This window comes from Paenibacillus sp. BIHB 4019 (assembly GCF_002741035.1).
In the GTDB taxonomy this organism is placed as follows: Bacteria; Bacillota; Bacilli; order Paenibacillales; family Paenibacillaceae; genus Pristimantibacillus.
The window spans coordinates 2029325-2056026 of the sequence record NZ_CP016808.1 but is presented as its reverse complement, the minus strand read 5'-3'; the positions used below and the strand labels follow the sequence as shown (position 1 = coordinate 2056026).

The window sequence follows — 26702 nt, the reverse complement described above, 5'->3', positions numbered from 1 at the left end:
ATGGCCGCATTTAATCTAATAGAAAGCCCGCGTAAGGTAGCGGAGGCTGTTTATAGTAAAACGATTTTGGCAGGCGATGGCTGGATGCATGATCTGCTGCCTGGCCAAGTGCTCAGAATTGTCGATCTGGAAGGCAATCAGGCGGCGGATACGCTTTTTTACGACGCTGATCAGCCGGAAGATCACTATAGTGCCATCGCGACGATTGCGGGGCAGGCGAATGTGTATTTAACGGCGGGGTCGGTGCTGCGGGCGGAATCAGGCAAGCCGCTTGTGACAATCATTGCCGATACATGCGGACGCCACGATACGATTGGCGGCTCCTGCTCTGCCCAGAGCAACACGGTGAGATATGCCCATGAAAAGCTGCATATGCACAACTGCCGCGATACGTTCATGCTCCAGCTGTCGAAGCGGGAGGCGGATTATACAAAGCGCGATTTGGCGCCGAACGTGAATTTTTTCATGAATGTGCCGGTGACCGCTGAAGGAGGCTTGCAGTTTGCGGACGGCGTATCCGCGCCTGGCTATTACGTAGAGATGCAATCGCACGGCAGGACAACGGTGCTCATCAGCAACTGTCCGCAGCTGAACAATCCTTGCAATGCCTATAACCCAACACCTGTACAGGTGCTGATCTGGAATGAATAAATAAATGCGGGGAGAGGTCGCTATGTTTACAAAGGTACTGATTGCTAATCGCGGCGCAATTGCCGTAAGAATCGAGCGCACGCTGCGCAAGCTGGGCATTCAATCTGTGGCTGTCTATACGCAGGCTGATCAAGACAGCAGACATGTCGATAATGCCGACGAAGCGATATGGATTGGGGATGGTCCCGCCAAAGAGAGCTACTTGAATGCAGAGCTCATTCTTCAGACGGCGATCGCAACAGGTGCGGAGGCGATTCATCCGGGCTATGGATTTTTGAGTGAAAATGCAGAGTTTGCCCGTGCTTGCGCCGAGCGCGGTATCGTATTCATCGGCCCTACCCCGGAGCAAATGGAGCAGTTTGGGCTGAAGCACTCAGCCCGTGAGCTGGCGTCAAGGGCGGGTGTTCCGATGCTGCCGGGAACCGAACTGATTGACAGCGTGGAAGAAGCGGCGCTGCGTGCGGAGCAAATCGGATATCCGGTTATTTTGAAAAGCACGGCAGGCGGCGGCGGTATCGGCATGCGGGTATGTGGCGATGAGCAGGCGTTGCTTGCTGCTTATGAGGGGGTTCGTCATCTGGCGGAGACGAATTTCAAGAACGGCGGCATGTTTTTGGAAAAATACATCGCCAAGGCGCGCCATGTCGAGGTGCAGATTTTCGGCAACAGCTATGGCGAGGTTGTTGCGCTCGGTGAGCGGGATTGCTCCGTGCAGCGGCGCAATCAGAAGGTGCTGGAGGAAAGTCCGGCGCCCCATTTGCCAGATAGTGTCCGCGAGGCCATGATGGAGTCGGCAACGAGGCTCGCTGCCGAAGTGGGCTACCGCAGTGCGGGGACGGTGGAATATTTATATGACCCGGAAACGGCCGCTTTTTATTTTCTGGAAGTGAACACGCGGCTGCAGGTAGAGCATGGTGTTACGGAAGAGGTGCTTGGCCTCGATCTGGTGGAATGGATGGTGCGGGAAGCGGCGGGCGATCTGCGTGATCTGCAATCACTGGTGGGGAAGCCGCAGGGGCATAGCATTCAGGCCCGCATCTATGCTGAGGATTGCTTGCAGGGCTTCCGTCCAAGTGCAGGGCAGCTGGATCAAGCGAGATTTTCAGAGCAGGCGCGCAATGAAACATGGGTGAGAGACGGCATGACCATTACGACGCTGTATGACCCGATGCTAGCGAAAATTATTGTGCACGGCACGGATCGCGACGATGCTTTGCGCAAATTGGGCGAGGCGCTGGCCCAGACGCGGATGTACGGCCTGACGACGAATTTGCAATATGTGCAGGCGCTGCTTGAGGATGCAGCTTGCAAGGAGGGGCTTGTTTATACGCGGATGCTGGAGGGCTTTGCGCCAGTGGAGCAAGCCATTGAGGTATTGGATGGCGGCGTGCAGACGACGGTGCAGGATTGGCCCGGAAGAGTCGGGCATTGGGATGTCGGTGTGCCGCCGTGCGGACCGATGGACCCTTACTCCTTCCGTCTCGGCAACAAGCTGCTCGGCAATTCGGATCAGGCAGCGGGCCTGGAGCTGACATTGCGCGGCGGTTCTTATCGATTCCGCGCTGCTATGCGGTTTTGCCTGACGGGCGCTGATATGCAAGCGAAGCTGGATGGCGAGCTTGTTCCTCTGTATGCGCCTATTCTAGCAAAAGCGGGACAGGTACTCAGCTTCGGCGAGGCGGCGGCGGGGCTTCGGACGTATTTGCAAATTGCAGGCGGACTGGATATGCCGCTTATTCTGGGTAGTGCTGCAACGTTTACGTTGGGCGGCTTTGGCGGTCATGGCGGCCGGGCACTGCGGGCTGGGGATGTGCTGAGAGTTCACGGCGCTGGCGGCATGCTATCGCATGACTCTGATCAACATTCGGAGCTGTCGCGAGACTTTTTATCCGCACCGTTAGCGAAGGAGCTTGCTCCTGCGTACCGTCCGGCCATTACAGGGCAGTGGACAATCGGCGTGATACCGGGACCGCATTGTACAGAGGAATTTTTGCGGCCGGAATATTTGCAGCAGTTAACCGAAACGCAGTGGGAGGTTCACTTTAACAGCTCCCGCACAGGCGTGCGTTTAATTGGCCCGGCACCGCTTTGGACTAGAGAGGATGGCGGGGAGGCTGGTCTGCATCCTTCTAATATTCACGACAATGCCTATGCTGTGGGAACGCTTGATTTGACCGGCGATATGCCGATTCTGCTGGGGCCGGATGGCCCGAGCCTCGGCGGTTTTGTATGTCCGGTTACGACGGCTTCGGCCGAATTTTGGAAGCTGGGGCAGCTGCATCCCGGCGACAAGGTCTATTTTCAGCTATTGACGCTTGAAGAGGCTGATGTGCTGCGCGAAGCACAGGAAGCTAATCTGTTGGCGCTTGGCGAAGGCGACATGGCGCCACTTCAAGAGCTGAAGCTCCCTGAGCCTAGGGGGAAGCTGCTTTCGCCGTCCTATCCGCTGCTCGTCAGCGAGGAGGCGGGGCGGCGTTTTCCCATCGCTATTCGGTGCAGCGGGGATGAGAATTTGCTCGTGGAATATGGCGAGCTGAAGCTGGACATTTTGCTCCGTTTTCAGGTGCATGTGCTGATGGAGGCCATACGGGCGGATGCTTCGCTTCCGGTGCTTGATCTTACGCCGGGCATTCGCTCGCTGCAGGTGCATATCGATCGCACTCGCATTACGGCCCGCGATGCTTGCCGCCGCTTGCTGGAGCTGGATAGCCTGCTGCCGCCGCTTGAGACCATTGAAGTTCCATCGCGAATTGTGCGGCTTCCGCTGTCATGGGACGATCCGTCCACACAGCTGGCGATAGACCGCTATCAGCAAACGGTGCGTCCGGATGCTCCGTGGTGCCCGAGCAATATAGAGTTCATTCGCCGGATCAATGGCTTGGAGGATAGGCAGGCTGTGCGGCAAATTGTTTTCGATGCCAGTTATCTGGTGCTAGGTTTGGGAGATGTGTACTTGGGTGCGCCAGTTGCTACGCCCATTGATCCGCGGCATCGTCTGGTGACGACCAAATATAATCCGGCGCGGACGTGGACGCCTGAAAATGCAGTTGGAATTGGCGGAGCCTACATGTGCGTCTATGGCATGGAAGGGCCGGGCGGCTATCAATTTGTTGGGCGCACGATTCAAATGTGGAATAAGCTGCAGGCGACGAAGAGCTTCACGGCGGGCAAGCCGTGGCTGCTGCGGTTTTTTGACCAAATTCAGTTTTATCCCGTTGCTGCGGATGAGCTGCTGAAGATGCGCGAGGACTTCCCGCGTGGTCGCTTTGATGTCGAAATTACGGAGACGGCCTTTAAACTGAATGACTATTTGCTGTTTCTTGCTTCTATTGAAAAGGATGCGGCGTCGTTCCGCGACACCCAGCAGGCGGCGTTCAAGGCAGAGCGCGAGAGCTGGAAGGCGCTTGGGCTTGCGGAATATGTGTCTGAGCAGGATGGTGCGGCTCAAGGCGAAGAAGAGGAGCTTCCTGCGGGAGCGGAGGCCATTCGCTGCAATATGCCGGGAAGCGTCTGGAAAGTGCTCGTAGGTCCAGGTGATCAGGTGAAAAAGGGCGATACGCTTATCATTGTCGAAAGCATGAAAATGGAGTTTTCCCAGCAGGCATCCTGTGACGGGGTTGTTGCTTCGATCTATGTCAAGCCTGGTGATGAGGTTCATACCGGCCAGCTTGTTGCTGGCATTATGCAAATCCAGAAAGAGGTGTCGCTCGTATGACGGCTGTTACTTTTCCTGAAGTGATTACCATGCAGTGGCTGCGTGAAAAATATGCCGCCAAGCAGCTGGCGCCTGAGGCGGTTATTGAAGAAATCATCCGCCGTTCCGAGCGGGATGCCGCAATGAACATCTGGATTACACCGCCTGCGCTTGCGCGGCTGCGCCCTTATTTGGAGCGGCTCGCGCTGCTTGATCCAGCAAAAACGCCGCTCTGGGGTATCCCCTTCGCGATCAAGGACAATATCGACGTTGCCGGCTTGCCAACGACGGCAGCTTGTGCGGAATTTGCCTATACTCCAGAAGAAAACGCAACTGTAGTGGAGCGTTTAGTTCGGGCGGGAGCCATCCCGCTGGGCAAAACCAACCTCGACCAATTCGCCACCGGCTTGGTCGGCATGAGAAGCCCTTACGGCGAGGCGCACAATGCTTTGCGCCCCGAGCTGATCAGCGGCGGCTCCAGCTCCGGCTCGGCTGTCGCTGTTGCCCGCGGCCAAGCGGTGTTCTCGCTTGGCACAGACACCGCCGGCTCCGGCCGCGTGCCGGCCGCGCTGAATGGGCTTGTCGGCTATAAGCCGACCCTTGGCGCGTGGCCGACCAAGGGTGTCGTGCCCGCCTGCGCCAGCCTGGACTGTGTGACAGTGTTCGCCCACAGTATAGATGATGCGCTCGCCGTCGACAGCTCCGCTCGCGGCCTTGATCCCGCTGACCCATGGTCAAGGGAGGTTGCGCGCTCTGCTCGCGGCCTGCCGTCCAAGCTGTATTTGCCGCTAGAGCGTCCGGCTTTTTTTGGACCGTTTGCGGAAGATTACGCTCAGGCGTGGGATGCCTCCGTGCAACAGCTGCAATTGCTGGGGATTGCCATTGAAAATGTGGATTGCAGCTTGTTCGCGGAAGCGGCAGCTGAGCTATATGAAGGTCCTTGGGTGGCAGAACGCTGGGCTGATCTGGGCGAGTTTATCGAAAGCCGCCCGGGGGCTACGGTGCCAGCAACGGAGCAGGTGCTTCGTTCGGGAGCTGCCGAGCGTCATACGGCAGCTTCCGTATTTGCTTCCATGCATCGCTTGCAAGCCTTCAAGCTGGCGGCAAAGAGTCTGCTCGATGATGCGGTGCTGGTTATGCCTACCTCAGGCGGAACGTGGACGCGTGAGCAGGTGCGCGAGCAGCCTATACAGACGAATACGGCAATGGGCGCTTATACGAACCACTGCAATTTGCTTGATCTAAGTGCAGTGGCGCTTCCTTCGGGCGATGCAGCGGAGCGATTGCCTTTTGGCATAACGCTGTTCGCATTAGCGGATCAAGAGCATCTGCTTGAAGGCTTGGGAAGGCTGTATGCCAACCAGACAATGGAGTCTGGGCAATCGGGCTGGGCGGAGTGCAGCCAAAATGGAGCAGTTGCAGAAGTGTTATCCGAAACCAATGACGCCGATCAGACGACGTTAGTCGCTGTATGCGGTCTCCATATGCGCGGATTCGCATTAGAGCGGCAAATGCACGCTTTCGGAGCGAGTTTTGTCAGGGAAGCGAGCACGGCGGCTAAATATGAGCTGATCAAGCTTCCTACGACGCCGGCAAAGCCTGGCATGATTAAGCTGGATCGAGGTGGCGTATCGGTCGCGCTGGAGATTTGGCGAATGCCGCTAGCGCGTTTCGGCGAGTTTGCTGCTCTAATACCGGCGCCACTGGGCATAGGAAAAGTGGAGCTGGAGCATGGAGAAGAGGTGCCGGGCTTTATTTGTGAAGGCTATGCTCTTGAAGGGGCGGAGCGAATTTCGGCTTATGGCGGCTGGCGAAAATATGAGCAGGCTACAAGTATAATGTAAATAAACCTAACATATAAATTGACAAACAGTAAAAATTTGCGGTATTCTTATTAAAATTGTTAGGATACCTGACAAATTGGGCGGCAGTTAGTCAAATCCGATGCCGATCTGCTTGCTGGTTCGCAAGCAGACTAGGCAGCGCAAATTGAACGCTTTTGGAGGCGATCACGTTTGAATATGGCGACGTTAACAGCGAAAGAGAAAGAGCAGCCGGAGGAGAATGTATTGGCGCAAAACGAGCCAGCTGCCATAGCGGCAGCTGGCAGCGGAATGATCGAAATCCGCGATCTCCATAAGGTATACCAAACGAAAAAAAGCAGCTTTGAAGCGCTGCGCGATATTCAGCTCACTATTGGCTCCAATGAGTTTTTAACGATACTGGGCCCGTCTGGCTGCGGCAAATCTACGCTGCTTCGCATGGTCGCCGGACTTGATGAGCCTTCGAGCGGCATGCTTGCCTTGGATGGAGAAGAAATCGTTGGACCCGGTGCCGAGCGGGGCATGGTCTTTCAAGGCTACACGCTGTTTCCGTGGCTGACGGTGCGTGAGAACATCGAATATGGCCTCAAGCTGCAAGGGATACCAACGCTTGCCCGCCGTTCCATCTCCAACTACTGGCTCAAAATTATCCGGCTTGAGCGGTTCGACAAGTCTTATCCGAAGCAGCTTTCAGGAGGGATGAAGCAGCGGGTAGCCATTGCCAGAGCGCTAGCCAATCGCCCGAAGGTGCTGCTGATGGATGAGCCATTTGGCGCGCTGGATGCCCAGACGAAGCTGGAGATGCAGGAAATGCTGCTGGATGTGTGGCAAAAGGAGAAAACGACCGTGCTTTTCATTACGCACGATATTGATGAAGCCATCTTTCTGTCGCAGCGCATTGTCGTAATGGGGGCTGGCCCTGGGCGGATTTTAAAGCAATTTAAAGTGAATTTGCCTGCGGAGCGTTCGCCAGAAGTGCGTGAGCACCAATCATTTTTAGCTTTAAAGCGCGAGCTTGCCGAGCTGCTGAAGCATGATTGAGTGATTTTAAAGGAGGAGTTAATAATGGAGAAACTGACTGGGGCTGTGCTGGAAGAGGAACAGAAAGATCAGCGGAATTTCCCTACTGCCGAGGTTCTCAAGGCTCGTCCCAAACTGCTTGCGGCTATGGCATTGCTTGCTACCGTCATGTTATTCAGGCATCCTGCCGCTCTTAATGGAGCAGCGGGATGTTTTTCTTTTCGGGGAGAGGAAGGGCAAAAAGAGGAGGGCTGCGGAGGGCAAGAACGAAAGGCTTCACCGGATCAGGTTTAGATCAAAATGATGGAGCTGCTGACCAAGAGCTGGATGAAGCGACAAATATTTAAAAATTTCGTGGATATTCACCCGCTGGAACTAGGAAATTAGTCCGGGAACGAGCTGCCTGCCGCCTTTCAGGAGTGCTGAAAGGCGGTGTTAATGAAGGGGATGTAAAGGGTAAAATGATTTGAAGGGTTGCTGTTCAAGGTGCGTGCATAAGAAATTGGGAGCGGATGAATACTATGGTCAGATTCACAGCAAACGAGTTGCCTGGCTTGATCAAGTAAAGAACGGTCATTCGTGTGGCGGCCTTCGTCATGCATCGAAAAACGACTGCTTCAGCATTCGAGGCTTCCCGCCTGTTAGCCGTGTTTTTTAAAATATAAGACTTTATAAGTTCCTTGCTTATAACCCGCTTATATTTCAGCGCGAAACGAGCCTTTGCCGCTGCATTTCGGCGATAGCCGTTTACGCTATTAGACAGGTAGTTCGTACCCAGTAGACTTAAAATCCTCTAGGAAAGTGGGGCAACATGAAATGAAAGCAACTGGAATTGTACGCCGCATTGATGATCTTGGGCGTGTAGTTATTCCGAAGGAAATTCGCCGGACACTACGCATTCGGGAAGGTGACCCGCTTGAAATATTTGTGGATCGCGATGGGGAGGTTATTCTCAAGAAGTACTCTCCTATTGGCGAACTCGGGGATTTTGCCAAAGAATACGCAGAATCGCTGTTCGAGAGCACGAATCACGTGGCGCTCATCTCTGACCGGGATACGATTATTGCGGTAGCCGGAGCCTCTAAGAAAGATCTGTTGGACAAGCAGGTTGGGCCGATACTGGAGAGCTGCATGGAGAACCGCAAGGCTGTAGCCGAAACGACTCCTGGCGCTTATGAGATGATTAAAGATATAAGTGACACTTTTTCAGCCTTCGTTATAGCACCTATTATTGCAGGCGGAGATCCGATCGGTACTGTGGTGCTGCTGAGCAAGGATGAAGCTGTGAAAATGTCGATTATGGAGCAAAAAATGGCTGAGACCGCCGCTGGTTTTTTAGCGAAGCAAATGGAGCAGTAGGACAGGCTGTCCCTACAAACGAACAGGCCCGGTGCACACAGCAGGTTAGCTGTTTAAGCACCGGGCCTTTGCGTGTTTATGTTGCCGGGAACTGGATGTCTGAGCATAGATGAGCTCATTTTATTTTGTTATTTAAAAAGCGGCATCATCTTGAACGGCGAGCTTTCCTGCATAAAGCAGCTTGAAATATTTGTAGCCCAATATACAAAAAGCAATTAAAAAAACGAGTTGTTTAATCAGCATAGGCACAGGAATGAAGTCAGAAACGATCCAAACATCCAACAGGACGGTGAACACGATGATTTGGGTCATCATTTTTGTTCGCAGCTCGGTCCTGATCCATTTTTTCACTTGTAAAAGAACGATTCCGCCGCACAGCATCAATATGAGCCAAATAAAAAAAATGTCTTTATTGAGCGAGTAGCCGAATAAGGCGCCATAAAGCAGTGATGAGGCAATACTGGAAAATTTATGCAGTTTTTGTTCGTTGGCATTTAAATTGTAGTAGCTCCTTTTCATATAGTTACCAGGTGCCTTGCGAGTAATTTGGGAAAAATCCGTCCCAATTTAAGCCGATATAAACACCATTTTTATTATTAACTTTGGCTTGGATAATTAAATAACAAAGATTAGTCAATGTCCCGATTCCGATGAGTGTTAAAGCTAAAGTGATGACAGACCCTACTGGTCCCCCAAATAAAAAGGCAACAGCTGACAATGCCGCTGCTAAGGCTTCTGGCCCGATCCCTGCTGCCACAAAAAGATATAAATCAATATCTTCTTGTGTAAAGTATATTTTAGAGTCTTGAAGGAAAATTTGCGGTGAAACTACATTTGGAGCTTGATTATTAATTGATGGTCCTTGGGGTAAGGAAACTCGTACATTTTGCTGCGCTTGCCCGCCCTGCAGAACACCTTTGTTATTCGCATCTGCGATTATATTCTTAAGAAGCAAAACAAATTCATCATTTAAATCATATTTTAGCTTTAAGTAGCTTTCGTCTTCATTTAGCAAAATCATTTGACCATCCGGGCCTGATGATATCTCATGTAATACACCGCTGCCTGTCATCGTTTGAAGAAAACCTTTGGTTTTCTGATCCAAAGTTAAAAAATAATTTCCGTTCTTGATTAGGGCCGTGCTTAATGATTTTTCGGAATTCATAGTCGTATCGGCTGATTTTGTGGTTTCCGCTGCTGATGCTGCATTAGGAATAGCGGCTAAAATCATTGCCGATGTCGTTATTAAGATTAAGGATTTCTTCAAATTAATTCTCCACCTTTCTGGTTATAGAGGGTGTATCGAACGGCATCGAACCCTTCGATTAAATAATACCTCAATTTTCCATAAAAGGGAATTGATTAAAATGTGCTTGTCCGCTTTTTTGTAGTAGCGGCGTCATCTTTAGTATACTAATGGGACAAGCCAATTGTAGGAGAGTGAGAGAATAATGAGTAAACCGCATATTACGGTTGTTGGACTCGGTTCTGGCGATGCCGATCAAATGACGCTTGGCGTATGGCGCAGACTTCAGCAGGCGGCGCGCGTCTATGTCAGGACGGAGCAGCATCCGGCGATATCGCTGCTCAAGGAGCATGAGCTGGCGTATACCTCGTTTGATTCCGTGTACGAGCAGCATGATACGTTTCCGGAGGTATATGAGGCGATAGCGGCCACGCTGCTGCTGGAGGCTCAATCGCTGCAAGGGGCGCTCGTATACGCCGTACCGGGGCACCCGATGGTCGCAGAGCGCACGGTGCAGCTGCTTCGCGAGCGCTGTGCAGCTGCGGGCGTGCAGCTCGACATTATCGGCGGCGAGAGCTTCTTGGATCAAGCCTTTATCCGGCTCGGCATTGATCCAATTGAAGGTTTTGCGCTGCTGGATGCCGCAGAGCTTCAGCCCGCCATGCTTCAACCGCGCGTACATACGATTATTGGGCAAATTTACGATGCGTTTACCGCATCCGATGTGAAGCTGGCTTTAATGGAGCGTTATCCCGACGACTTCGAGGTTGTCATCGGGCATGCACTCGGCGTTGCCGGCGAGGAGCAGATTATTCGCGTGCCGCTCTATGAGCTTGATCGTACACAAGGCTTTGGCAATCTATCGCTGCTGTATGTGCCGCGTACGACGGAGGACGCGGTGCTGAACCGCTCTTTTGATCGGCTTCATGAGATTGTGGCCATTTTGCGCAGCCCTGAAGGCTGCCCATGGGATCGGGAGCAGACGCACTCGTCTATCCGCAAAAACTTCATCGAAGAGCTTTACGAGGCGCTTGAAGCGATAGATAATGATGATCCGGACGGAATGCGCGAGGAGTTCGGCGATGTGATTTTGCAGGTGATGCTGCATAGCCAGATGGAGGAGGAGACGGGCGCGTTTACCGTCTATGATGTCATTGAGACGCTGAACGAGAAGCTGCTGTTCCGTCATCCGCATGTATTTGGCGCCAGCAGCGCATCGGATGCCAATGAGGCGCTTGGCAATTGGGAGCAGATGAAGGCCGAGGAGAAGGAGCGCAATGGCACAGCTGCCAGCCGTCCGTCGCAGCTGGATGGCATTCCGCAGGACCTTCCGGCGCTGATGAAGGCGTACAAGCTGCAGAAGAAAGCGGCGAAGGTCGGCTTTGACTGGGATGATCTTGGGCCGGTACTCGATAAAATCCAGGAGGAGCTCTCCGAGCTTCGTGAAGCGATTGCCTCGAAGGACGAGCTGGAGCAGGCGGGCGAGCTAGGCGATTTGCTGTTCGCCGTCGTCAATGCTGCGAGATTCATCCATGCGGATCCAGAGGAAGCTTTGACGATGACTAACCGGAAATTCAAGTCTCGTTTTGCCTATATTGAAGAACAGCTTCGTATAAACAACAAAACATTTGACCAGACTGATTTAACAGAAATGGACCGCTGGTGGGAAGAAGCAAAGCGACAGTAAGGGACGCGGTTCGCTAAGAGCAGCAAAGATTCCGCACTTTTCGTGAAAAAAATTTGCGGTCAGCGGCAGGAATTCATGTCGGCAAGCAGAATAAGTTAACTTCGTAAGTGTAACAGTTTCAAACTTTCACGAACGTAGGCCGCACTGTGCGGCTATACCATTAGCTAAGCTTATTATTAGGAGGATTTTAGAATGAACAAAACAGATTTGATTAACAACATTGCAACAAAAAGCGGTTTGACTAAACGTGATGTAGAGGCTGTTCTTAACGGCTTTCTTGGTGAAGTAACAGATGCTCTTGCTGGTGGAGACAAAGTACAATTGATCGGCTTCGGTACTTTCGAAACGCGCACACGCTCCAGCCGTGTTGGCCGCAACCCACAAACAGGCAAAGAGATTAACATTCCAGAATCGAAAGTTCCTGCATTCAAAGCAGGCAACAAGCTGAAAGAAGCTATCCAGTAATTCATGCGTCTGGATAAGTTTCTCAAGGTATCCCGCCTGATCAAGCGGCGTACAGTCGCTAAAGATGTGTCCGAGCAGGGACGCGTCTGGATCAACGGCCGCGAAGCGAAAGCGAGCAGCGCCGTAAAGGTTGGGGATGAGCTTGCTATCCAATACGGGCAGAAGACAGTAACCGTTCGAATTGAGCGAATTGCCGAAACGACCCGCAAGGATGAAGCCGGTGAGCTCTACACGGTGCTGAAGGAAGAACAGCGTCCGCGTGACAATGATCTTGAATGGCAATAAAGATAAAGGGTTGCTCGCGCATGGTAATTATGTGCAGAGCGGCCCTTTTTTTATTAATTTACGTATATAACCATGGATGGAGCAAATCAAGGAGGGAAAGTGGAGCATGACGAAAATTGGTTGGATTAGACATGGGGTTACGCAATGGAACGTCGAGGGGAGAGCGCAGGGCTCTACGGATATTCCGTTAAATGAGGAAGGCTTGCGGCAAGCGGAGGTATTGGCGGAGCGGCTCAGCAAGGAGGAATGGCATCATATTTACTCCAGTGATCTGCAGCGGGCGCTTGTGACGGCTGAGGCGGTGGCAAAGCGTCTGGGCGGCGGCATGGCGGTCAAGCAGGATGAACGGCTGCGGGAAATGGGAGGCGGCCTGCTGGAGGGCACCACGGAGGCGGAGCGTATCGAGAAGTGGGGAGCCGATTGGCGGGAAATGGACTGGCAGGGTGAAAGCCATGAATCCGTTGTTGGTCGCGGCAGCGAGGTGCTGAGGGAGATTGCCCTTAACCATCCGGGCGAAAATGTACTCATCGTCAGCCATGGTGCGCTCATCGGCCGCTGCTTGAAGGAGCTTGTGCCGGATGCTTATAAGAACGAGCCGCTTCAAAATACGTCTATTTCGACGATTCATGCGAATGCCGCAGGCGGGTGGACATGCGAGAAGTTTAATTGTGCGCTGCATTTGAGCGGCGTGGTTAATGAAGCAGCGGCGAAATGATATTTTTTCTGAAAAAGCTGCTGTTGTTCGGGTACTTGCAGGCACTGAACTGCCTGTTTCCGGTTACGATCTTCGGGGCTATGGCTCTTACGCATTACGTCCATGTGCCGGGCATCGCCCGCTATGATCTTATTCTGCTCATCTGCTTGGCCATGCAGGCTGTTATGGTAGCTACGAAGCTGGAGACGTGGGATGAGCTGAAGGTCATTTGCCTGTTTCACATTATCGGGCTGGCGCTTGAGGTGTATAAGGTGAAAATGGGCTCTTGGACGTATCCGGGCGAAGGCTGGTCAAGAGTATTCGATGTTCCGCTTTACAGCGGCTTCATGTATGCGAGCGTAGCAAGCTATATTTGCCAGTCTTGGCGCAGGCTCCATCTGGAGATGGTGGGCTGGCCAAAAATGGCGTATGCGGTAGCGATCAGCGCAGCGATATATTTGAACTTTTTTACCCATCATTATGTGTGGGATTTCAGATGGGTGCTGATGGCAGGGCTGATTATCGTATTCTGGCGTACCAGTGTCCACTTCAAGCTTGGGGAAGCTGTATATAAGATGCCGCTTACGCTGGCTTTTGTTCTAATCGGATTTTTTATTTGGATTGCGGAAAATATTATGACTTTTTTCGGGGCGTGGGCCTATCCGGACCAGGAAAAGCAATGGACGCTCGTTCATGTGAGCAAAATCAGCTCATGGCTGCTGCTCGTCGTGATCAGCATCATTATTGTAGCCCAGCTGAAACGGGTAAAAAGCGCCCGCTGAGCGCAATAGAAGCTTTCTTTTTAATAGATAGAAAGGCAAGGCATTCTGCTGTTTCAAAATCATAGAATAGGGTATATATCGGTAGCTGCTCTATTTTCATGAGCCCTTTCATAGATTCCATAGGTTTGTCCCTCTGGACAGGTTCTAAAGTTCGTCCCACTCCCATAAGCTTTAGCATAAGCTACGCTTTTGAAGTGGAGGGACGGGTCAATGGTGGAACAGAATAAAGGACAGAAGCGTCAGGAAGTGAAAATGCTCAATCGAAAGCTTCTGGAGATTACCGGCGTATTAAACGTGGAGAGCTTTGACAGCGAGGAGTTTTTGCTGGAAACGGATCTGGGCTTCCTGACGATTAAAGGGCAGAACCTGCATATTAAGCATCTCAGCCTGGAGCAAGGCTTTGTCGCTATAGAGGGGCTCGTTCATTCGCTCGCCTATCTGGACGGCAATGCCCCAAGCAAATCCAAAAGCTTATTTGGTAAATTATTTAAGTGACACTGACGATGCAGTGGTACACGCTCGCGATGATGCTTCTGTCAGGAATCGGCATGGGAGTCGCTTTTGACGGCTATCGTGTGGTGTCGAATGAGCTGCGGTTTCCACGGTGGTGGCTGCCGGTTCTGGACATTATTTACTGGCTGGTGGCGTCGATTATCGTGTTTCGTGTGCTGTACGCAAGCAACAATGGCGAGGTGCGGGCGTACGTTTTCCTAGGGCTGGCGATAGGTGTGACCAGCTATTACTTTCTGTTTAGCAAGCCAGTCATCAAACTGGTACAGGGCATCATTCGCGCCATCCGCGCACTCATCAGAGGAATTGTCAAAACAGTGGAATTTGTCATTATTAAGCCGATCCTACTGATATACAAGTTAGGTATTGTAGCACTGGGATTTGGGACTGCTTTCACTATTTTTGTTCTAAAAATTGTGTTAAAATTGACTCGTCCATTATGGCTATTGCTATGGTGGGTATTAGGTCCTATCATACGACCGTTAAACCGCCTGTTTATCAAATACGCCGATAAGCTTAAGCTTACAGAGCGCTTTAAGGCAGCGGTTGCACGCGTAGTTGCGCTTTGGCGGAAGTTATTCTAAGTTTTCATGGCATGAAGCAGATCGGGTGATGGATGCATCTGGTTCAATTTCTTAAGGGGGTACAAGCAATTGGCGACAGCAGCAGCAAACAAGTTAACCGTTAATCCAGGCTCCAAGCGTCGGATCAAGATGTGGATGATGTTTATTGTCCTCTTCATGGGCTGGGCGGCTTATACCTTCTTTGGACAAATCCAGCAGCAAAACGCTACCGAACTGCGGCTTGCAGCTGTAATGAAACAGAAGGAAGAAGCTACAAATCAGGCGCAGCAGCTGCAACAGGAAATTGAGCGGCTTAACGATCCGGAATATATTGCCCAACTGGCAACCAAAGGTCAAGGCATGGTTAAAGAGGGCGAACAACAGATACAGGTAGTTAAATAGACGCACAAACGGGTGAACGTCTGTTGACCTTCCTTCTTCCGTTCGGTTATAATCACGTTAATAGTACATTAAGCGAAACTTTTAGGGAGGAACATTTTATTTTATGGCAATTGAAGTAGGCGCGAAGTTAGAGGGCAAAGTGACAGGCATTACGCATTTCGGGGCATTTGTTGATTTGTCTGGAGGTGTCACAGGTCTCGTTCACATCTCGGAAATTGCTGATAATTACGTCAAAGACGTGAAAGATCACCTGAAGATCGAAGACGTGGTCAAGGTCAAAGTGATTAACGTTGACAAAGACGGAAAAATTGGACTTTCCATTAAACAGGCAATTGATCGACCAGAAGGCCAACTGCCTCCTGCACGCGAATCACGTCCAAGCACTCGTCCAAGTGGCGGGCCTGGTGGTGGTGGCGGCGGAGAACGCTTTAATCGTGGCGGCAGTGGTGGCGGTCAGGATCGTGGCGACCGTGGAGGACACGGTGGCGGCGGTGGTGGACGTCCATTCAAGCAGCAGGCCGGGAGACCAGCTTACGGAAAACCAACTTTTGAGGATAAAGTGTCGCGCTTCCTGAAAGACAGTGAAGAACGCATTTCCTCCCTGAAGAAGAATACCGAAGGCAAACGCGGTGGACGCGGAGCCAAGCGGGTTTAAGTAAGAGCCATATTTTAATGACAAGAGCAGAGCCTTTATGGTTCTGCTTTTTTTGCGTTTATGTGCCGCCTCAAAGTTTTTTCCTCCCCTACTCTTTCAATACCGACACATTCACCTGTATATTCGCCAACAAATGGAAGTGCCCATAGACGGTTTTTGTTGAAGCTGTTCAAGGCAATGGCTGCAAAGAGGACGGCATGAGCCCAGTCAGGGCAAGCGAAAATTTGCTTTTGACAAGGACTGCGAGGGCAGTTGATTTTGTCGGAAAAAACTTTTGGGCCGCCTACGTTAAACTGACAAACTTCCTGTGGACGACCTCCTATAATGGGAAACACAATACATTCGGAAATGGTGGTGTCTGCGGATGAACAAGGAAAGTGTACTCGTATTTCCCAGAGGAAAGAAAGAAGGATGGCTGCAGCCTCGAATCGGTAAAATCAAGGAGCGCGTTGCCTCGCAGCGATTTATTCAGCTGGTGCTGGCGAAAAAATGGACCTTCCTGCTTGTTGCTGTTGGTTTTTTGCTTGGACGAGCCGTCATTTTGGAGTCGCTTATGCCGTTTGCCGCCGCTTATTTCGCCGTCATATATTTTCTTCGAAAGGATGCGGTTGCTTGGGTCGGGCTGTCAGTGGTGGTGGGGAGCTTCTTTGCGGTTACACCCTCCCCGGTCTGGATTGCGATGGAAATTGCAGCATTATTTCTTTTGTTCAAGGGGCTCGAAGCCTATGAGAAAGCTGAGCTTGCTTCGGCTCCGCTGCTCGTATTTACCGCCACCTTGCTCGTCCAATTGTTTCATGCCTTCACCTTGGACACGCTGACCTGGTACAGCATCATGCTGGTTGTCGTGGAAGCGGCGCTTGGCTTCGTACTCACACTCGTGTTCATTCAGGCCATACCGGTGCTGACCATGTCTAAGAAAACGGCGGCACTGCGGAGCGAGGAGATTATATGTCTAATGATTTTGCTCGCTTCCGTCATGACGGGGGCAGTTGGCTGGGTGATTTACGGCATGTCGGTGGAGCATATTATGTCGCGGTATATGCTGGTGCTGTTCGCGCTTGCTGGAGGAGCGCCGCTTGGAGCATCGGTTGGAGTCATCGCGGGGCTTATACTCAGCCTTGCGGACTTTAACGCCATTGTGCAGATGAGCCTGCTCGCATTTGCGGGCCTATTAGCGGGGCTGCTGCGGGATGGAGGGAAGATGGCCGTAGCCTTCGGCATGCTGCTCGGGACGTCCATTCTAGCTGTATATGTAGGCGGCCAAGGCGATGTGATGGCGTCCACTTGGGAATCCGTTACAGCAGCTATCATGCTGATTTTGACGCCGCGGGTCATGATCCGGACGATATCCCGCTATGTGCCGGGAACGAATGAGCATGCCAAGTCGCAGCATGAATATGCCAAGCGGGTGCGGGAAGTGACGGCGGAGCGGGTCACGCAATATTCCGAGATGTTCCGGCAGCTCTCGCGAAGCTTCGGACAATTAAATGGCAGTGTCGTGACGGTGAACCGCGAAGACGAGATTACCCATTTTATGAATGAGGTGGCGGCTCGAAGCTGTGCAAGCTGCCATCGGCAAAACGCATGCTGGGGGGATAAATTTTATCAAACCTATAAAGTGATGACCGAGATGATGACGACGGTCGAGCAGGAGCGGGCTCCTGGAGCCAAGGATATGCCGCGGACGTGGACTGCCCATTGCTCGAAGTCGACGCAGGTGATGTCTGTCATGAAGCAGCAGTACGAGCTATATCAAAATAATATGCACTGGAAGAAGCAAATATTCGACTCCCGTCAGCTGGTGGCCGAGCAATTAACCGGCGTGTCCCAGGTTATGGAGGACTTGGCGAAGGAAATTCGCCGCGAGGGACAAACGCTGCATTTGCAGGAGGAGCAAATTAGGGAGGCGCTGGAGGGGCTGGGCCTGTCGATTCGAGAAATTGAAGTGATTAATTTGGAGGAGGGCAATGTTGATATTGAGCTGTACCATACATTTAGCAAGGGATATGACGAGTGTCGCAAAATTATTGCGCCGCTGCTTACGGATATTTTAGGTGAGCATATTGCAGTTAAACTTGAGGAGGAACCGGAGAAAAATGGAGAAGCAACAAGAGTCGTATTTGGCTCCGCCAAAGTATTTGAAATTGAAACGGGCGTTGCTGGTGCGGCCAAAGGGGGCGATCTGCTGTCAGGCGACAGCTTTAGCATGGTGGAGCTTGGCAACGGCAAATTTGCCGTGGCGATTAGCGATGGCATGGGAAATGGAGAGAGGGCGCGCCAGGAAAGCAGCGCAGCGCTGTCGATTTTGCAGCAGCTGCTCAAGTCGGGTATGGACGAGAAGCTCGCGGTCAAATCGGTCAACTCAATCCTGCTCCTGCGTTCCTCAGATGAAGTATTCGCAACCGTGGACCTCGCCATTATCGATCTTTATACCGCCTCAACGATGTTTATGAAAATCGGCTCAACGCCGAGCTTTATTAAGCGCGGCAAGGAAGTGATTCCAGTTACGGCTAACAATTTGCCAATCGGCATTTTACAGGATATTGATGTGGATATGATTTCGATGCAGCTGCAGCCGGGGGATGCGCTCATTATGATGAGCGATGGCATTTATGATGCGCCGGGCCATGCGGTCAATAAGGAGATGTGGATGAAACGAATTATTCATGAGCTGAAAACAGAGGACCCGCAGGAGATGGCGGATGTGCTGCTCGATACGGTTGTGCGCCATCATAAGGGGGAGATTGTCGATGATATGACCGTGCTGGTGGCACGCGTGGACAAGCATTTGCCGGAGTGGGCGGCATTCCGCTGGCCGGGGCTGTCGCGGATGGAGCGGCCGCGGACGGTAAGTTAGCTTTTGAAACAATGGGATAATAAAAAGAAGAAAGGAGTGAAGGCCGGGATGATTTGCTAGAAATATAGGAAAGGATATTCCTCGGAATGAAACGCGCCGCGCCGCCAAGTAAGGCGACAGCCGTTTCATCTTGGCTCACATACTAAACGGAGGTGAAGCAGCTGGACGGCAGCTAGGAAGCTTAAACAAAGTGTTTTCTTGGAGGTGATCAGCCGAACCGGCGTTCATTCATAGCGGGCTTCAAAGGGAAGCGGCTATGAATAAACGCTGGTTTTTTTCTGCGCTTAGCCGTTTATCTCTCTTAAAATGGGCAAAACTGATAGAATCAGCTCCTTGTCTCCTTGGCAGGGCGGAAAGCTGATCCGTGGATGTTTGTGCATTTTATTCGTTTTTTAATATATAGAGAAAGTATATGATTTCGCCATGCTTTCTCTATATTTCATCGCGAAACGAAAGCTTTGCCGCCAGAGGATGGCGAAGCCGTTTACGCTTGTGAAGGGAGATTGATAGGGATGAAACAAATTTTGCTTATTACCGATGGTTGTTCGAATGTAGGGCTTAGTCCGATTGTAGCAGCGGCGCATGCGAAGGCGGAAGGTATTGCGGTCAATGTCGTCGGGGTGCTTGATCATGGCGATGCAGGCGAATCCGGCAGCATGGAGATTGAGGAAATCGCAAGGGCTGGCGGCGGCATCAGCCGAATGGTTCATACGCGGCAGCTGGCGCAGACTGTTCAGATGATGACGCGCAAGACGGTCGTACAGACGATTCAGCTGGCTGTGCAGAAGGAGCTTAAGCATGTGCTGGGCAGCGGGGCGATTGAGGATTTGCCGCCGGAGACACGCAGCGAGGTCGTGAGGGTGATGGATGAGCTTGGGGAAAGCTCAAGTCTGCAGGTGGCGCTGCTTATCGACGCCAGCGCCAGCATGAAGCCCAAGCTGATTGCGGTAGAAGAAGCAATCCGCGACCTAATGCTGAGCCTGCAAGCAAGGCAGGGGAAAAGCGAAATCGCTGTCTTTCATTTTCCAGGCGGGAGGCACGGAGAAGAGTGCAAAATGGATTTGGGCTGGACGGATAATTTGACGGGAGCGCAGTCCATTTTTCCAAAATTGCAAATGAGCGGAACGACGCCAACGGGTCCTGCGCTGATGCAGGTCATTGATTTTTATCGTCAGGGGGATTATGGTAGGAGGAGCAGAGAAGAAACGGATGGGATGATGAGTGACTACGTCGTTTAGAATCAGTCTCCGCCGTGGCACTGTGGTGACTGGAAAATGGAAGCGCCGTAAGTATCGGGTCGAGCGTCTGCTTGGGGAAGGCGCCAATGGCAAAGTGTACTTGGTCCACTCGGACCAGGGCTGGGTCGCGCTTAAGGTAGGCGCTGACGCGGTCGACCTGCAGTCGGAAATTAATGTGCTTCAGACGCTTGCGAAGCAGGGAAGGCGCCAGGCGCCTGCATTCTTGTATGATGTGGATGATCTGCAAGGCTCCGATGGACGAGATTACCCTTTTTATATTATGAAGTATGTGCGCGGAGTGAACTTGTCTGCGTATTTGCTGCAAAACGGCAAGGAATGGTTCCCGCTGGTCAGCCTCAATTTATTGAATAAATTGGCGGAGCTTCACAGCAAGGGCTGGGTATTTTGCGATTTGAAGATGGAAAATGTGATGGTAGCCGATTATGGGCATGTCGAGCTGGTGGATTACGGCGGGGTGACGGCGGTAGGAAAGAGCATTCGCCAGTTTACTGAAATTTATGACCGCGGCTACTGGAATGCAGGGTCCCGGGCAGCCGATTTGAAATACGACTTATTTTCTTTCGCGGTGCTATGCATCCAGATGCACGACCCGAAGCGGCTGCACCAGCTTACCTTGACGCTGCTCCCGCAAAACCGTTCGACCGAGGATTTGGAGCAGCTCATCGCAACCAATGCTTCACTGAAGCCGATTGCGGGCTGGCTGGCAGAAGCGCTTGCGGGACGATACGCGGATGCTGCTGAAGGCGCAGAGGCGTGGCGCTTGCTTATGCATCGAACGAACGGAAAGCAGACTGTTCCGACTCCTTTTTGGCTTAAAGGACTAGTTGCAGGCTCGGCAATTATGCTGGCTGTGTCGGTTTATTGGCTGCTTCGCGTGGGTATGTAATGACATAAGATGTTATAGGAGGGCTTTGCCAGCTTTTTTTGTTGAAGGCGGCGGCCAGAAGGGAATGAGGGAAGAGGAAATGACGACAGGAATCGATATGCTTCCCGAAGTCCAGAAGCTGGCAGCGGCTGAACGGCTGTGGAGCGAAGGAGACTGCATAGTTGTTGCCGTGTCCGGGGGACCGGACTCCATGGCGCTGCTGCATCTCATGAGCCGCCTGAAGTCAAGCGGGGCAATAAGCGTTGTGGCGGCTCATGTGAATCACGGCTTCCGGCCGGAGGAGTCGGCGCTGGAGGCGGAGGTCGTTCGGCGCTATGCAGGCGAGCTTGGGCTACCCTTTGAGCTGGCAGAACTCGATTTGCCTGCTTATATAGAAGAAACAAAAATGAACGCACAATCGGCGGCGCGCGCAAAACGCTACGCCTATTTGCATGAGGTTGCTGAGAGGCGGGGAGCCCAGGCGATAGCCCTTGCCCATCATGCGGATGATCAAGCGGAAACGGTGCTCATGCATTTCATTCGCGGGAGCGGCATTTCGGGGCTTTCTGGGATGGCGCTGCGCAGGCGAGAAAAAAACGTGGAACTCATTCGCCCCCTCATGCGTAAGAACAAAACAGACCTTTTACGATACTGCCATCATTATGGCATTCCGTATTGCGAGGACAGCAGCAACGAGAAGCGCCACTACTTTCGCAATGTTGTCCGTCTGGATGTTATTCCGCAGTTATCTAGCTTCAATCCGCAGCTGTCCGAATCGCTTGGCCGCCTTGCTGAAGTGGCGGGGGCCGAGGATGAATGGCTGGATAGCCAGACTAAAGCTTTATTCGAGGAATTAGCCTATACGGAGCCGGAGGAATGTTCTGTAAGCTGCAGTCGTTTGGCAGGCCTTCATGTCGCTTTACAAAGGAGATTGATTAAACTAATATTAGATTATCTTTCGAGGGATGCTGATGTGGTCTCCTTCGAGCATATCGAGTCTATGCGGCTTGCCGCAGCGCCCGAAAGTTCAAGCACCTGGCGTATGGATATTGGCAACGGCTTGCGCTGTTTGCGTGAATACGACCATATGCGTTTTGTCAGATTGCCGAAACTGGAGGACGTGAATACGGACTATGCGCTTGCAGTTGCACCTTTGACCCAGCAATACATAGAGGTAGAGGCGGGCGGCTGGAAGCTCGCATTTGAGCGGCGGACAGCTGATGATCAGGCTGCTGGAAAACTGGCAGGCCGCCATGAAGCATGCTTCGATATGGAGCAGCTTGCGTTTCCGCTGACTGTACGAAATCGGCGCCGTGGTGACCGAATTCAAGTTTTAGGATTAAATGGGTCTAAAAAAGTGCAAGATATGTTCGTTGACGAAAAGCTGCCTCCTTCACAGCGTGAAAGCTATCCTCTGCTATTTGATGCAGACGGGCGGCTGCTGTGGATTCCAGGCATCAGGCGGTCAGGCCATGCGCTTATCAGCCCAAGCACGAAGGAACTGTTATTCATTCGTCTGACGAAAGAATAAGAAGCACTGTTACACTCATAAACATAAGTACTGTAGGGGGATTAATCCGTTGTTAAACGACATTCAAGAAGTGCTGTACGATGCAGAACAGATTCAGGCCAAGGTGCGTGAGATGGGCGAGAAGCTCAGTCAGGATTTTGAAGGGCGCGACCCTCTCGTTATTTGTATCCTTAAAGGGGCCATCATTTTCATGTCCGACCTGATTAAGGAAATGACAATTCCGCTGGAAATTGATTTTATGGCGGTGTCGAGCTACGGTCAATCGACCAAGTCCTCAGGTGTGGTCAAGATTATCAAGGATCTTGATGTATCGGTTGAAGGCCGTGATGTGCTCATCGTTGAGGACATTATTGACAGCGGCTTGACGCTGAGCTACTTGATTGATGTTTTGGAGCGCCGCAATTCCAAGTCGGTTACGGTGGCTACGCTGTTTGATAAGCCAGCACGCCGTACAGTAGATCTCGAAGCAGACTATACGGGCTTTACGCTGCCGGACGAATTTGTTGTTGGTTATGGCCTTGATTTTGCCGAGCGTTACCGCAACCTGCCGTTCATTGGCGTTTTGAAACCGGAAGTATACGAGAAGTAATCGTAAATGGGCTTAGCCAGTGTGGCTGTCCTCCAAGTGGTTCTATTGTGATGGAAAGTCATGCTATGTTAAAATATGAAAAGCGTCTTGAGAGGAGGTAGGAGATGAATCGGATCATCCGTAACACTGGATTTTATTTGATCATCTTTTTGGTAACCGTCGGGATTATTCAGTTTATCAGCAATCAGAATGATACTACCGTCGAAATACGATATGATCAGCTTCGCGCTGCTATTAATGAGAACAACGTCGCGGAAATGATGATAAAGTACGATGGTCAGTCTTATTATATTTCTGGTAAATACATTAAACAGCCCGAAAACGCGAAGAGCATACAGTTCACATCGCGTGCAGGGATTGATTCAGGCGAGGTATTGCGTGAAGCCGCAGTGAAAAACGGTTTTGAGTTACAGTATAAACCAATGGATACGCCAAGTGTCTGGCTTACGCTCCTTACTTCCATCATTCCGTTTGTGATTATATTCATTCTGTTCTTCTTCTTAATGAATCAAGCGCAAGGCGGCGGCGGTAAAGTCATGAACTTCGGCAAAAGCCGCGCTAAGCTTTACAATGAAGAGAAGAAGCGCATCACTTTCGAGGATGTGGCAGGGGCGGATGAGGAGAAGCAAGAGCTTGTTGAAGTTGTTGACTTCCTCAAAGATCCGCGTAAGTTTAATCTTGTAGGTGCCCGTATTCCTAAGGGTGTTCTGCTCAATGGTCCTCCGGGAACAGGTAAAACGTTGCTTGCCCGTGCAGTAGCCGGTGAAGCAGGCGTGCCATTCTTCAGTATTTCGGGTTCGGACTTCGTGGAAATGTTCGTCGGTGTCGGCGCATCCCGTGTCCGTGATTTGTTCGAAAATGCGAAGAAAAATGCACCATGTATTATCTTTATTGATGAGATTGACGCCGTTGGCCGTCAACGTGGCGCTGGTCTTGGCGGCGGTCACGATGAGCGCGAGCAAACGCTCAACCAATTGCTCGTCGAGATGGATGGATTTGGAGCGAACGAAGGCATCATTATCGTTGCAGCAACGAACCGCCCTGATATTTTGGACCCTGCCTTGCTGCGTCCGGGACGTTTTGACCGTCAAATTACGGTGGATCGTCCAGATGTGAAAGGCCGTGAAGCGGTGCTTAAAGTGCATTCCCGCAATAAGCCGCTTAACAAGGACGTCAAATTGGATATTATCGCAAGACGTACAACAGGCTTCTCCGGAGCAGATCTTGAAAACCTGCTGAACGAAGCAGCATTGCTTGCTGCCCGTCGCAACAAGAAAGATATTGCAATGGTTGAGGTTGATGAAGCGATTGACCGCGTAATTGTAGGTACAGAGAAGAAAAGCCGCGTAATCAGCGACCGTGAGAAGCGTATTGTTGCTTTCCATGAAGCTGGACATACGATCATTGGGTTCTTCCTGGAGCATGCGGATCTCGTTCATAAAGTGACCATTATTCCTCGTGGTAAAGCTGGCGGTTACGTCATCATGCTGCCGAAGGAAGATCGGATGCTTGTAACGAAGCAGGAGCTGCTGGATAAAGTAACAGGCTTGCTTGGCGGACGCGTAGCTGAGGAATTGTTTATCGGCGAAATCGGCACAGGCGCATACAGTGACTTTAAACAAGCAACAAGCATCGTTCGTGCGATGATTATGGAATACGGAATGAGCGACAAGCTTGGTCCATTGCAATTCGGAAGCTCGCAAGGACAGGTGTTCCTTGGACGTGATATCGGCCATGAACAAAATTACTCCGATGCGATCGCTTACGAAATTGACCAAGAAATGCAAGCAATTATTGGAGCTTGTTATGAGCGTGCCAAAAAATTGCTCACCGAGAAATCGAAAGAAGTTCACACCATTGCGGAGACGCTTCTGTCTGTAGAGACGCTTGAAATGGATCAAATCAAACGTTTGATCGAAACAGGCACGCTTGAATTGGCGGAAGGCGAAGCAGAGAGTGTTGCTGTTGAACCAACGACTGAACCAATCGTCGATACGATTGGCGATGTAAAGGTTCGTATTCAATCAAGAGAAGCGGGAGAAATTACTCCGCCTTCATTGGATAAGCCTGATGATAAACCGAACGATGAGGAAGAACCGAAATAAACAGGATAAGGACGTGTTTTAAACCCGGTATTGTCGGTCGTCGAACAATCGTCCTTTCCCGTTGTTTATGGAGACAGCTATTTTCTCAGCAGTGACCGAGAAAATAGCTGTCTTTTTTTGAAATAAAAGCATTTATCAGGTACACACTTATAATGAGCTTATATTTCAGCCTCGAAACGGGAGCATTACCGCCAGAGGACGGCTTCAGCGTTTACGCTTGATTAATTTTACTTTATTAATGTTCGGGTTTAGCCTATAATAATAGAGGTAAAACGTACCCATTATTTGGTTTTGTCGGGTGTGTGTAAGGTTTAAATGGCGTGTTTGGCACAAATGTTAAATAATTGTGAGATATAGGCGTGAACAAAATTTCTATGTCATGTTACATGACGTAAAAATGTTGACGTATGTAGATAAGCAATTATAATAAAGAGAATAGCAGCCAAGCACAACAACAATAATATAAGCAAGCAGGTTGCAGTTACAACACATCTATATTAAGGGGAGAAATCGAAGATGAAAAAACGTTTAGGTTTTATGTTGTCTATTGTTCTTATGTTCGCATTAGTATTGTCTGCTTGTGGCGGCGGCAACAAGGGTACTTCTGGCACAAACGGAGCAGCGTCGCCTGAAGCGTCTACTGCACCTGAAGAATCGGCAGCAGCGGGTGCTAAGCTTAAAATCGGTATGGTTACAGATACGGGCGGCGTAAATGATAAATCCTTCAACCAAAGCGCTTGGGATGGCTTGCAACGTGTAACGAAAGATACAGGCTCCGAAACGAAATATTTGGAAAGTAAAGGCGACGCTGATATGGAACCGAATCTGCGCGCATTCATTTCTGAAAAATACGATATGATTTGGGGCGTAGGCTTCCTGTTCCAAGATGCAATGGGTAAAGTGGCGAAAGACAACCCGGACTCCAAGTTCGGCATCATCGACTCCGCTGTTGACGCACCGAACGTGGTTTCCGTTAACTTCGCAGCTAACGAAGGTTCGTTCCTTGTAGGCGTAGTTGCTGGCTTGACAACAAAATCGAATAAAATTGGTTTTGTGGGCGGCATGGAAATTCCAAGCGTAACTGTGTTTGAAGCAGGCTTCAACGCAGGCGTGGCAGCAGTAAACCCTGATGCGAAAATCATTCGCAACTACACAGGCGAGTTCGGTAAACCAGATCTAGGTAAAGCAGCAGCAGCTGTTATGTATAATGATGGCGTAGATGTTATTTTCCAAGTTGCTGGTGGTACTGGTAACGGCGTATTTAACGAAGCAACGGCTCGTAAAAAAGCAGGCCAAGATGTTTGGGTAATCGGTGTTGATAAAGACCAATCGATCGAATTCGGCAACGAAGTCACGCTTACTTCCATGCTTAAGGGCGTTGAAGCTGCGATTTACCAAGTTTCTAATGACCTGATTAGCGGCAAATGGGAAGGCGGCAAATCGCTTGTTCTTGGTCTGAAAGACGGTGCAGTAGGTCTGCCAGAAAACAACCCTAACGTTTCTGAAGAAATTATGAAAAAAGTTGAAGATTACAAACAACAAATTATTAGCGGATCGCTTGTAGTTCCAGCTGATATTAAATAATTTTCAATCAATTTATCTAGATGTCGTTTGTTTATTATGTACAGCCGACAAGACCTGCTATGAGCTGGTCTTGTCC

General features: G+C 51.0%; 24 protein-coding genes. 22 read left to right on the top strand and 2 right to left on the bottom strand.

Features of this window, described 5'->3' with window-relative positions:
• The 6 genes from BBD42_RS08645 to spoVT all read left to right on the top strand — a co-directional run bounded on the left by BBD42_RS08645 (position 1) and on the right by spoVT (position 8547).
• On the top strand, positions 1 to 651 hold the full coding sequence (locus tag BBD42_RS08645) for an urea amidolyase associated protein UAAP2 (RefSeq protein ID WP_099517820.1): 651 nt from the start codon (positions 1 to 3) through the stop codon (positions 649 to 651).
• A 22-nt stretch (positions 652 to 673) separates the two neighbouring features.
• On the top strand, positions 674 to 4366 hold the full coding sequence (gene uca, locus BBD42_RS08640; protein WP_099517819.1) for an urea carboxylase: 3693 nt from the start codon (positions 674 to 676) through the stop codon (positions 4364 to 4366).
• The gene (atzF, locus tag BBD42_RS08635) at positions 4363 to 6189 is read left to right on the top strand and encodes an allophanate hydrolase (RefSeq protein ID WP_099517818.1); all 1827 of its coding nucleotides are present in this window, start codon (positions 4363 to 4365) and stop codon (positions 6187 to 6189) included. Before uca ends, atzF begins: the two co-directional genes overlap by 4 nt.
• A gap of 270 nt (positions 6190 to 6459) precedes the next feature.
• A complete protein-coding gene (locus tag BBD42_RS08630) occupies positions 6460 to 7209 on the top strand; it encodes an ABC transporter ATP-binding protein (RefSeq protein ID WP_216364953.1) in 750 nt (249 codons plus the stop codon).
• A gap of 24 nt (positions 7210 to 7233) precedes the next feature.
• Entirely contained in the window at positions 7234 to 7482 is a 249-nt protein-coding gene (locus BBD42_RS08625) for a hypothetical protein (protein ID WP_099517817.1), read from the top strand.
• Positions 7483 to 8004: 522 nt separating this feature from the next.
• Positions 8005 to 8547 carry a stage V sporulation protein T gene (spoVT, locus tag BBD42_RS08620; protein ID WP_046234419.1) on the top strand — a complete coding sequence of 181 codons (543 nt, stop codon included), beginning with the start codon at positions 8005 to 8007 and terminating at the stop codon, positions 8545 to 8547.
• A gap of 132 nt (positions 8548 to 8679) precedes the next feature.
• Here the strand turns inward: spoVT and BBD42_RS08615 are convergent, their stop codons facing one another.
• A complete protein-coding gene (locus BBD42_RS08615) occupies positions 8680 to 9066 on the bottom strand; it encodes a hypothetical protein (RefSeq protein ID WP_099517816.1) in 387 nt (128 codons plus the stop codon).
• 4 nt (positions 9067 to 9070) lie between these two features.
• Positions 9071 to 9814 carry a hypothetical protein gene (locus BBD42_RS08610; RefSeq protein WP_099517815.1) on the bottom strand — a complete coding sequence of 248 codons (744 nt, stop codon included), beginning with the start codon at positions 9812 to 9814 and terminating at the stop codon, positions 9071 to 9073.
• Positions 9815 to 9998: 184 nt separating this feature from the next.
• Between BBD42_RS08610 and yabN the strand changes: the two genes are divergently transcribed.
• The 16 genes from yabN (at position 9999) to BBD42_RS08530 (ending at position 26626) form a co-directional block, all read left to right on the top strand.
• Positions 9999 to 11480: a bifunctional methyltransferase/pyrophosphohydrolase YabN gene (yabN, locus tag BBD42_RS08605; RefSeq protein WP_099517814.1), complete on the top strand. Its 1482-nt coding sequence runs from the start codon at positions 9999 to 10001 to the stop codon at positions 11478 to 11480.
• 192 nt (positions 11481 to 11672) lie between these two features.
• Complete coding sequence (locus BBD42_RS08600) at positions 11673 to 11945, top strand: HU family DNA-binding protein (protein ID WP_046234423.1); 273 nt, start codon at positions 11673 to 11675, stop codon at positions 11943 to 11945.
• Positions 11946 to 11948: 3 nt separating this feature from the next.
• The gene (locus BBD42_RS08595; protein WP_046234424.1) at positions 11949 to 12230 is read left to right on the top strand and encodes an RNA-binding S4 domain-containing protein; all 282 of its coding nucleotides are present in this window, start codon (positions 11949 to 11951) and stop codon (positions 12228 to 12230) included.
• 106 nt (positions 12231 to 12336) lie between these two features.
• Positions 12337 to 12945: a histidine phosphatase family protein gene (locus BBD42_RS08590; protein ID WP_099517813.1), complete on the top strand. Its 609-nt coding sequence runs from the start codon at positions 12337 to 12339 to the stop codon at positions 12943 to 12945.
• The gene (locus BBD42_RS08585) at positions 12945 to 13706 is read left to right on the top strand and encodes a DUF817 domain-containing protein (RefSeq protein WP_099521524.1); all 762 of its coding nucleotides are present in this window, start codon (positions 12945 to 12947) and stop codon (positions 13704 to 13706) included. The genes BBD42_RS08590 and BBD42_RS08585 overlap by 1 nt, the downstream gene beginning before the upstream one ends.
• 210 nt (positions 13707 to 13916) lie before the next feature.
• Positions 13917 to 14201, top strand: coding sequence for a sporulation protein YabP (gene yabP, locus BBD42_RS08580; protein WP_099517812.1), 285 nt, complete (start codon positions 13917 to 13919; stop codon positions 14199 to 14201).
• 8 nt (positions 14202 to 14209) lie between these two features.
• The gene (gene yabQ / locus BBD42_RS08575; protein ID WP_099517811.1) at positions 14210 to 14800 is read left to right on the top strand and encodes a spore cortex biosynthesis protein YabQ; all 591 of its coding nucleotides are present in this window, start codon (positions 14210 to 14212) and stop codon (positions 14798 to 14800) included.
• A gap of 69 nt (positions 14801 to 14869) precedes the next feature.
• On the top strand, positions 14870 to 15181 hold the full coding sequence (locus BBD42_RS08570) for an FtsB family cell division protein (RefSeq protein WP_056034815.1): 312 nt from the start codon (positions 14870 to 14872) through the stop codon (positions 15179 to 15181).
• Positions 15182 to 15284: 103 nt separating this feature from the next.
• Complete coding sequence (locus BBD42_RS08565; protein ID WP_099517810.1) at positions 15285 to 15836, top strand: S1 domain-containing RNA-binding protein; 552 nt, start codon at positions 15285 to 15287, stop codon at positions 15834 to 15836.
• A gap of 364 nt (positions 15837 to 16200) precedes the next feature.
• A complete protein-coding gene (gene spoIIE / locus BBD42_RS08560) occupies positions 16201 to 18693 on the top strand; it encodes a stage II sporulation protein E (RefSeq protein ID WP_099517809.1) in 2493 nt (830 codons plus the stop codon).
• 512 nt (positions 18694 to 19205) lie between these two features.
• Positions 19206 to 19931 carry a vWA domain-containing protein gene (locus BBD42_RS08555; RefSeq protein ID WP_046234430.1) on the top strand — a complete coding sequence of 242 codons (726 nt, stop codon included), beginning with the start codon at positions 19206 to 19208 and terminating at the stop codon, positions 19929 to 19931.
• Positions 19915 to 20838, top strand: coding sequence for a serine/threonine protein kinase (locus BBD42_RS08550; protein WP_099517808.1), 924 nt, complete (start codon positions 19915 to 19917; stop codon positions 20836 to 20838). The genes BBD42_RS08555 and BBD42_RS08550 overlap by 17 nt, the downstream gene beginning before the upstream one ends.
• A gap of 25 nt (positions 20839 to 20863) precedes the next feature.
• Positions 20864 to 22348, top strand: coding sequence for a tRNA lysidine(34) synthetase TilS (gene tilS, locus BBD42_RS08545; protein WP_237163421.1), 1485 nt, complete (start codon positions 20864 to 20866; stop codon positions 22346 to 22348).
• A gap of 49 nt (positions 22349 to 22397) precedes the next feature.
• Positions 22398 to 22937: a hypoxanthine phosphoribosyltransferase gene (gene hpt, locus BBD42_RS08540; RefSeq protein ID WP_046234433.1), complete on the top strand. Its 540-nt coding sequence runs from the start codon at positions 22398 to 22400 to the stop codon at positions 22935 to 22937.
• A 104-nt stretch (positions 22938 to 23041) separates the two neighbouring features.
• Positions 23042 to 25042, top strand: a complete 2001-nt coding sequence (gene ftsH, locus BBD42_RS08535; protein ID WP_099517807.1) for an ATP-dependent zinc metalloprotease FtsH — start codon at positions 23042 to 23044, stop codon at positions 25040 to 25042.
• A gap of 516 nt (positions 25043 to 25558) precedes the next feature.
• Entirely contained in the window at positions 25559 to 26626 is a 1068-nt protein-coding gene (locus BBD42_RS08530; RefSeq protein WP_099517806.1) for a BMP family lipoprotein, read from the top strand.
• The last annotated feature ends 76 nt before the right edge of the window (positions 26627 to 26702 follow it).

Excerpts from the sequence above, each read along its gene's own strand:
- BBD42_RS08645 (WP_099517820.1), top strand. The coding sequence starts at position 1 with ATGGCCGCATTTAATCTAATAGAAAGCCCGCGTAAGGTAGCGGAGGCT.
- uca (WP_099517819.1), top strand. The coding sequence starts at position 674 with ATGTTTACAAAGGTACTGATTGCTAATCGCGGCGCAATTGCCGTAAGA.
- atzF (WP_099517818.1), top strand. The coding sequence starts at position 4,363 with ATGACGGCTGTTACTTTTCCTGAAGTGATTACCATGCAGTGGCTGCGT.
- BBD42_RS08630 (WP_216364953.1), top strand. The coding sequence starts at position 6,460 with ATGATCGAAATCCGCGATCTCCATAAGGTATACCAAACGAAAAAAAGC.
- BBD42_RS08625 (WP_099517817.1), top strand. The coding sequence starts at position 7,234 with ATGGAGAAACTGACTGGGGCTGTGCTGGAAGAGGAACAGAAAGATCAG.
- spoVT (WP_046234419.1), top strand. The coding sequence starts at position 8,005 with ATGAAAGCAACTGGAATTGTACGCCGCATTGATGATCTTGGGCGTGTA.
- BBD42_RS08615 (WP_099517816.1), bottom strand. The coding sequence starts at position 9,066 with ATGAAAAGGAGCTACTACAATTTAAATGCCAACGAACAAAAACTGCAT.
- yabN (WP_099517814.1), top strand. The coding sequence starts at position 9,999 with ATGAGTAAACCGCATATTACGGTTGTTGGACTCGGTTCTGGCGATGCC.
- BBD42_RS08600 (WP_046234423.1), top strand. The coding sequence starts at position 11,673 with ATGAACAAAACAGATTTGATTAACAACATTGCAACAAAAAGCGGTTTG.
- BBD42_RS08595 (WP_046234424.1), top strand. The coding sequence starts at position 11,949 with ATGCGTCTGGATAAGTTTCTCAAGGTATCCCGCCTGATCAAGCGGCGT.
- BBD42_RS08590 (WP_099517813.1), top strand. The coding sequence starts at position 12,337 with ATGACGAAAATTGGTTGGATTAGACATGGGGTTACGCAATGGAACGTC.
- yabP (WP_099517812.1), top strand. The coding sequence starts at position 13,917 with ATGGTGGAACAGAATAAAGGACAGAAGCGTCAGGAAGTGAAAATGCTC.
- yabQ (WP_099517811.1), top strand. The coding sequence starts at position 14,210 with ATGCAGTGGTACACGCTCGCGATGATGCTTCTGTCAGGAATCGGCATG.
- BBD42_RS08565 (WP_099517810.1), top strand. The coding sequence starts at position 15,285 with ATGGCAATTGAAGTAGGCGCGAAGTTAGAGGGCAAAGTGACAGGCATT.
- spoIIE (WP_099517809.1), top strand. The coding sequence starts at position 16,201 with ATGAACAAGGAAAGTGTACTCGTATTTCCCAGAGGAAAGAAAGAAGGA.
- BBD42_RS08555 (WP_046234430.1), top strand. The coding sequence starts at position 19,206 with ATGAAACAAATTTTGCTTATTACCGATGGTTGTTCGAATGTAGGGCTT.
- ftsH (WP_099517807.1), top strand. The coding sequence starts at position 23,042 with ATGAATCGGATCATCCGTAACACTGGATTTTATTTGATCATCTTTTTG.
- BBD42_RS08530 (WP_099517806.1), top strand. The coding sequence starts at position 25,559 with ATGAAAAAACGTTTAGGTTTTATGTTGTCTATTGTTCTTATGTTCGCA.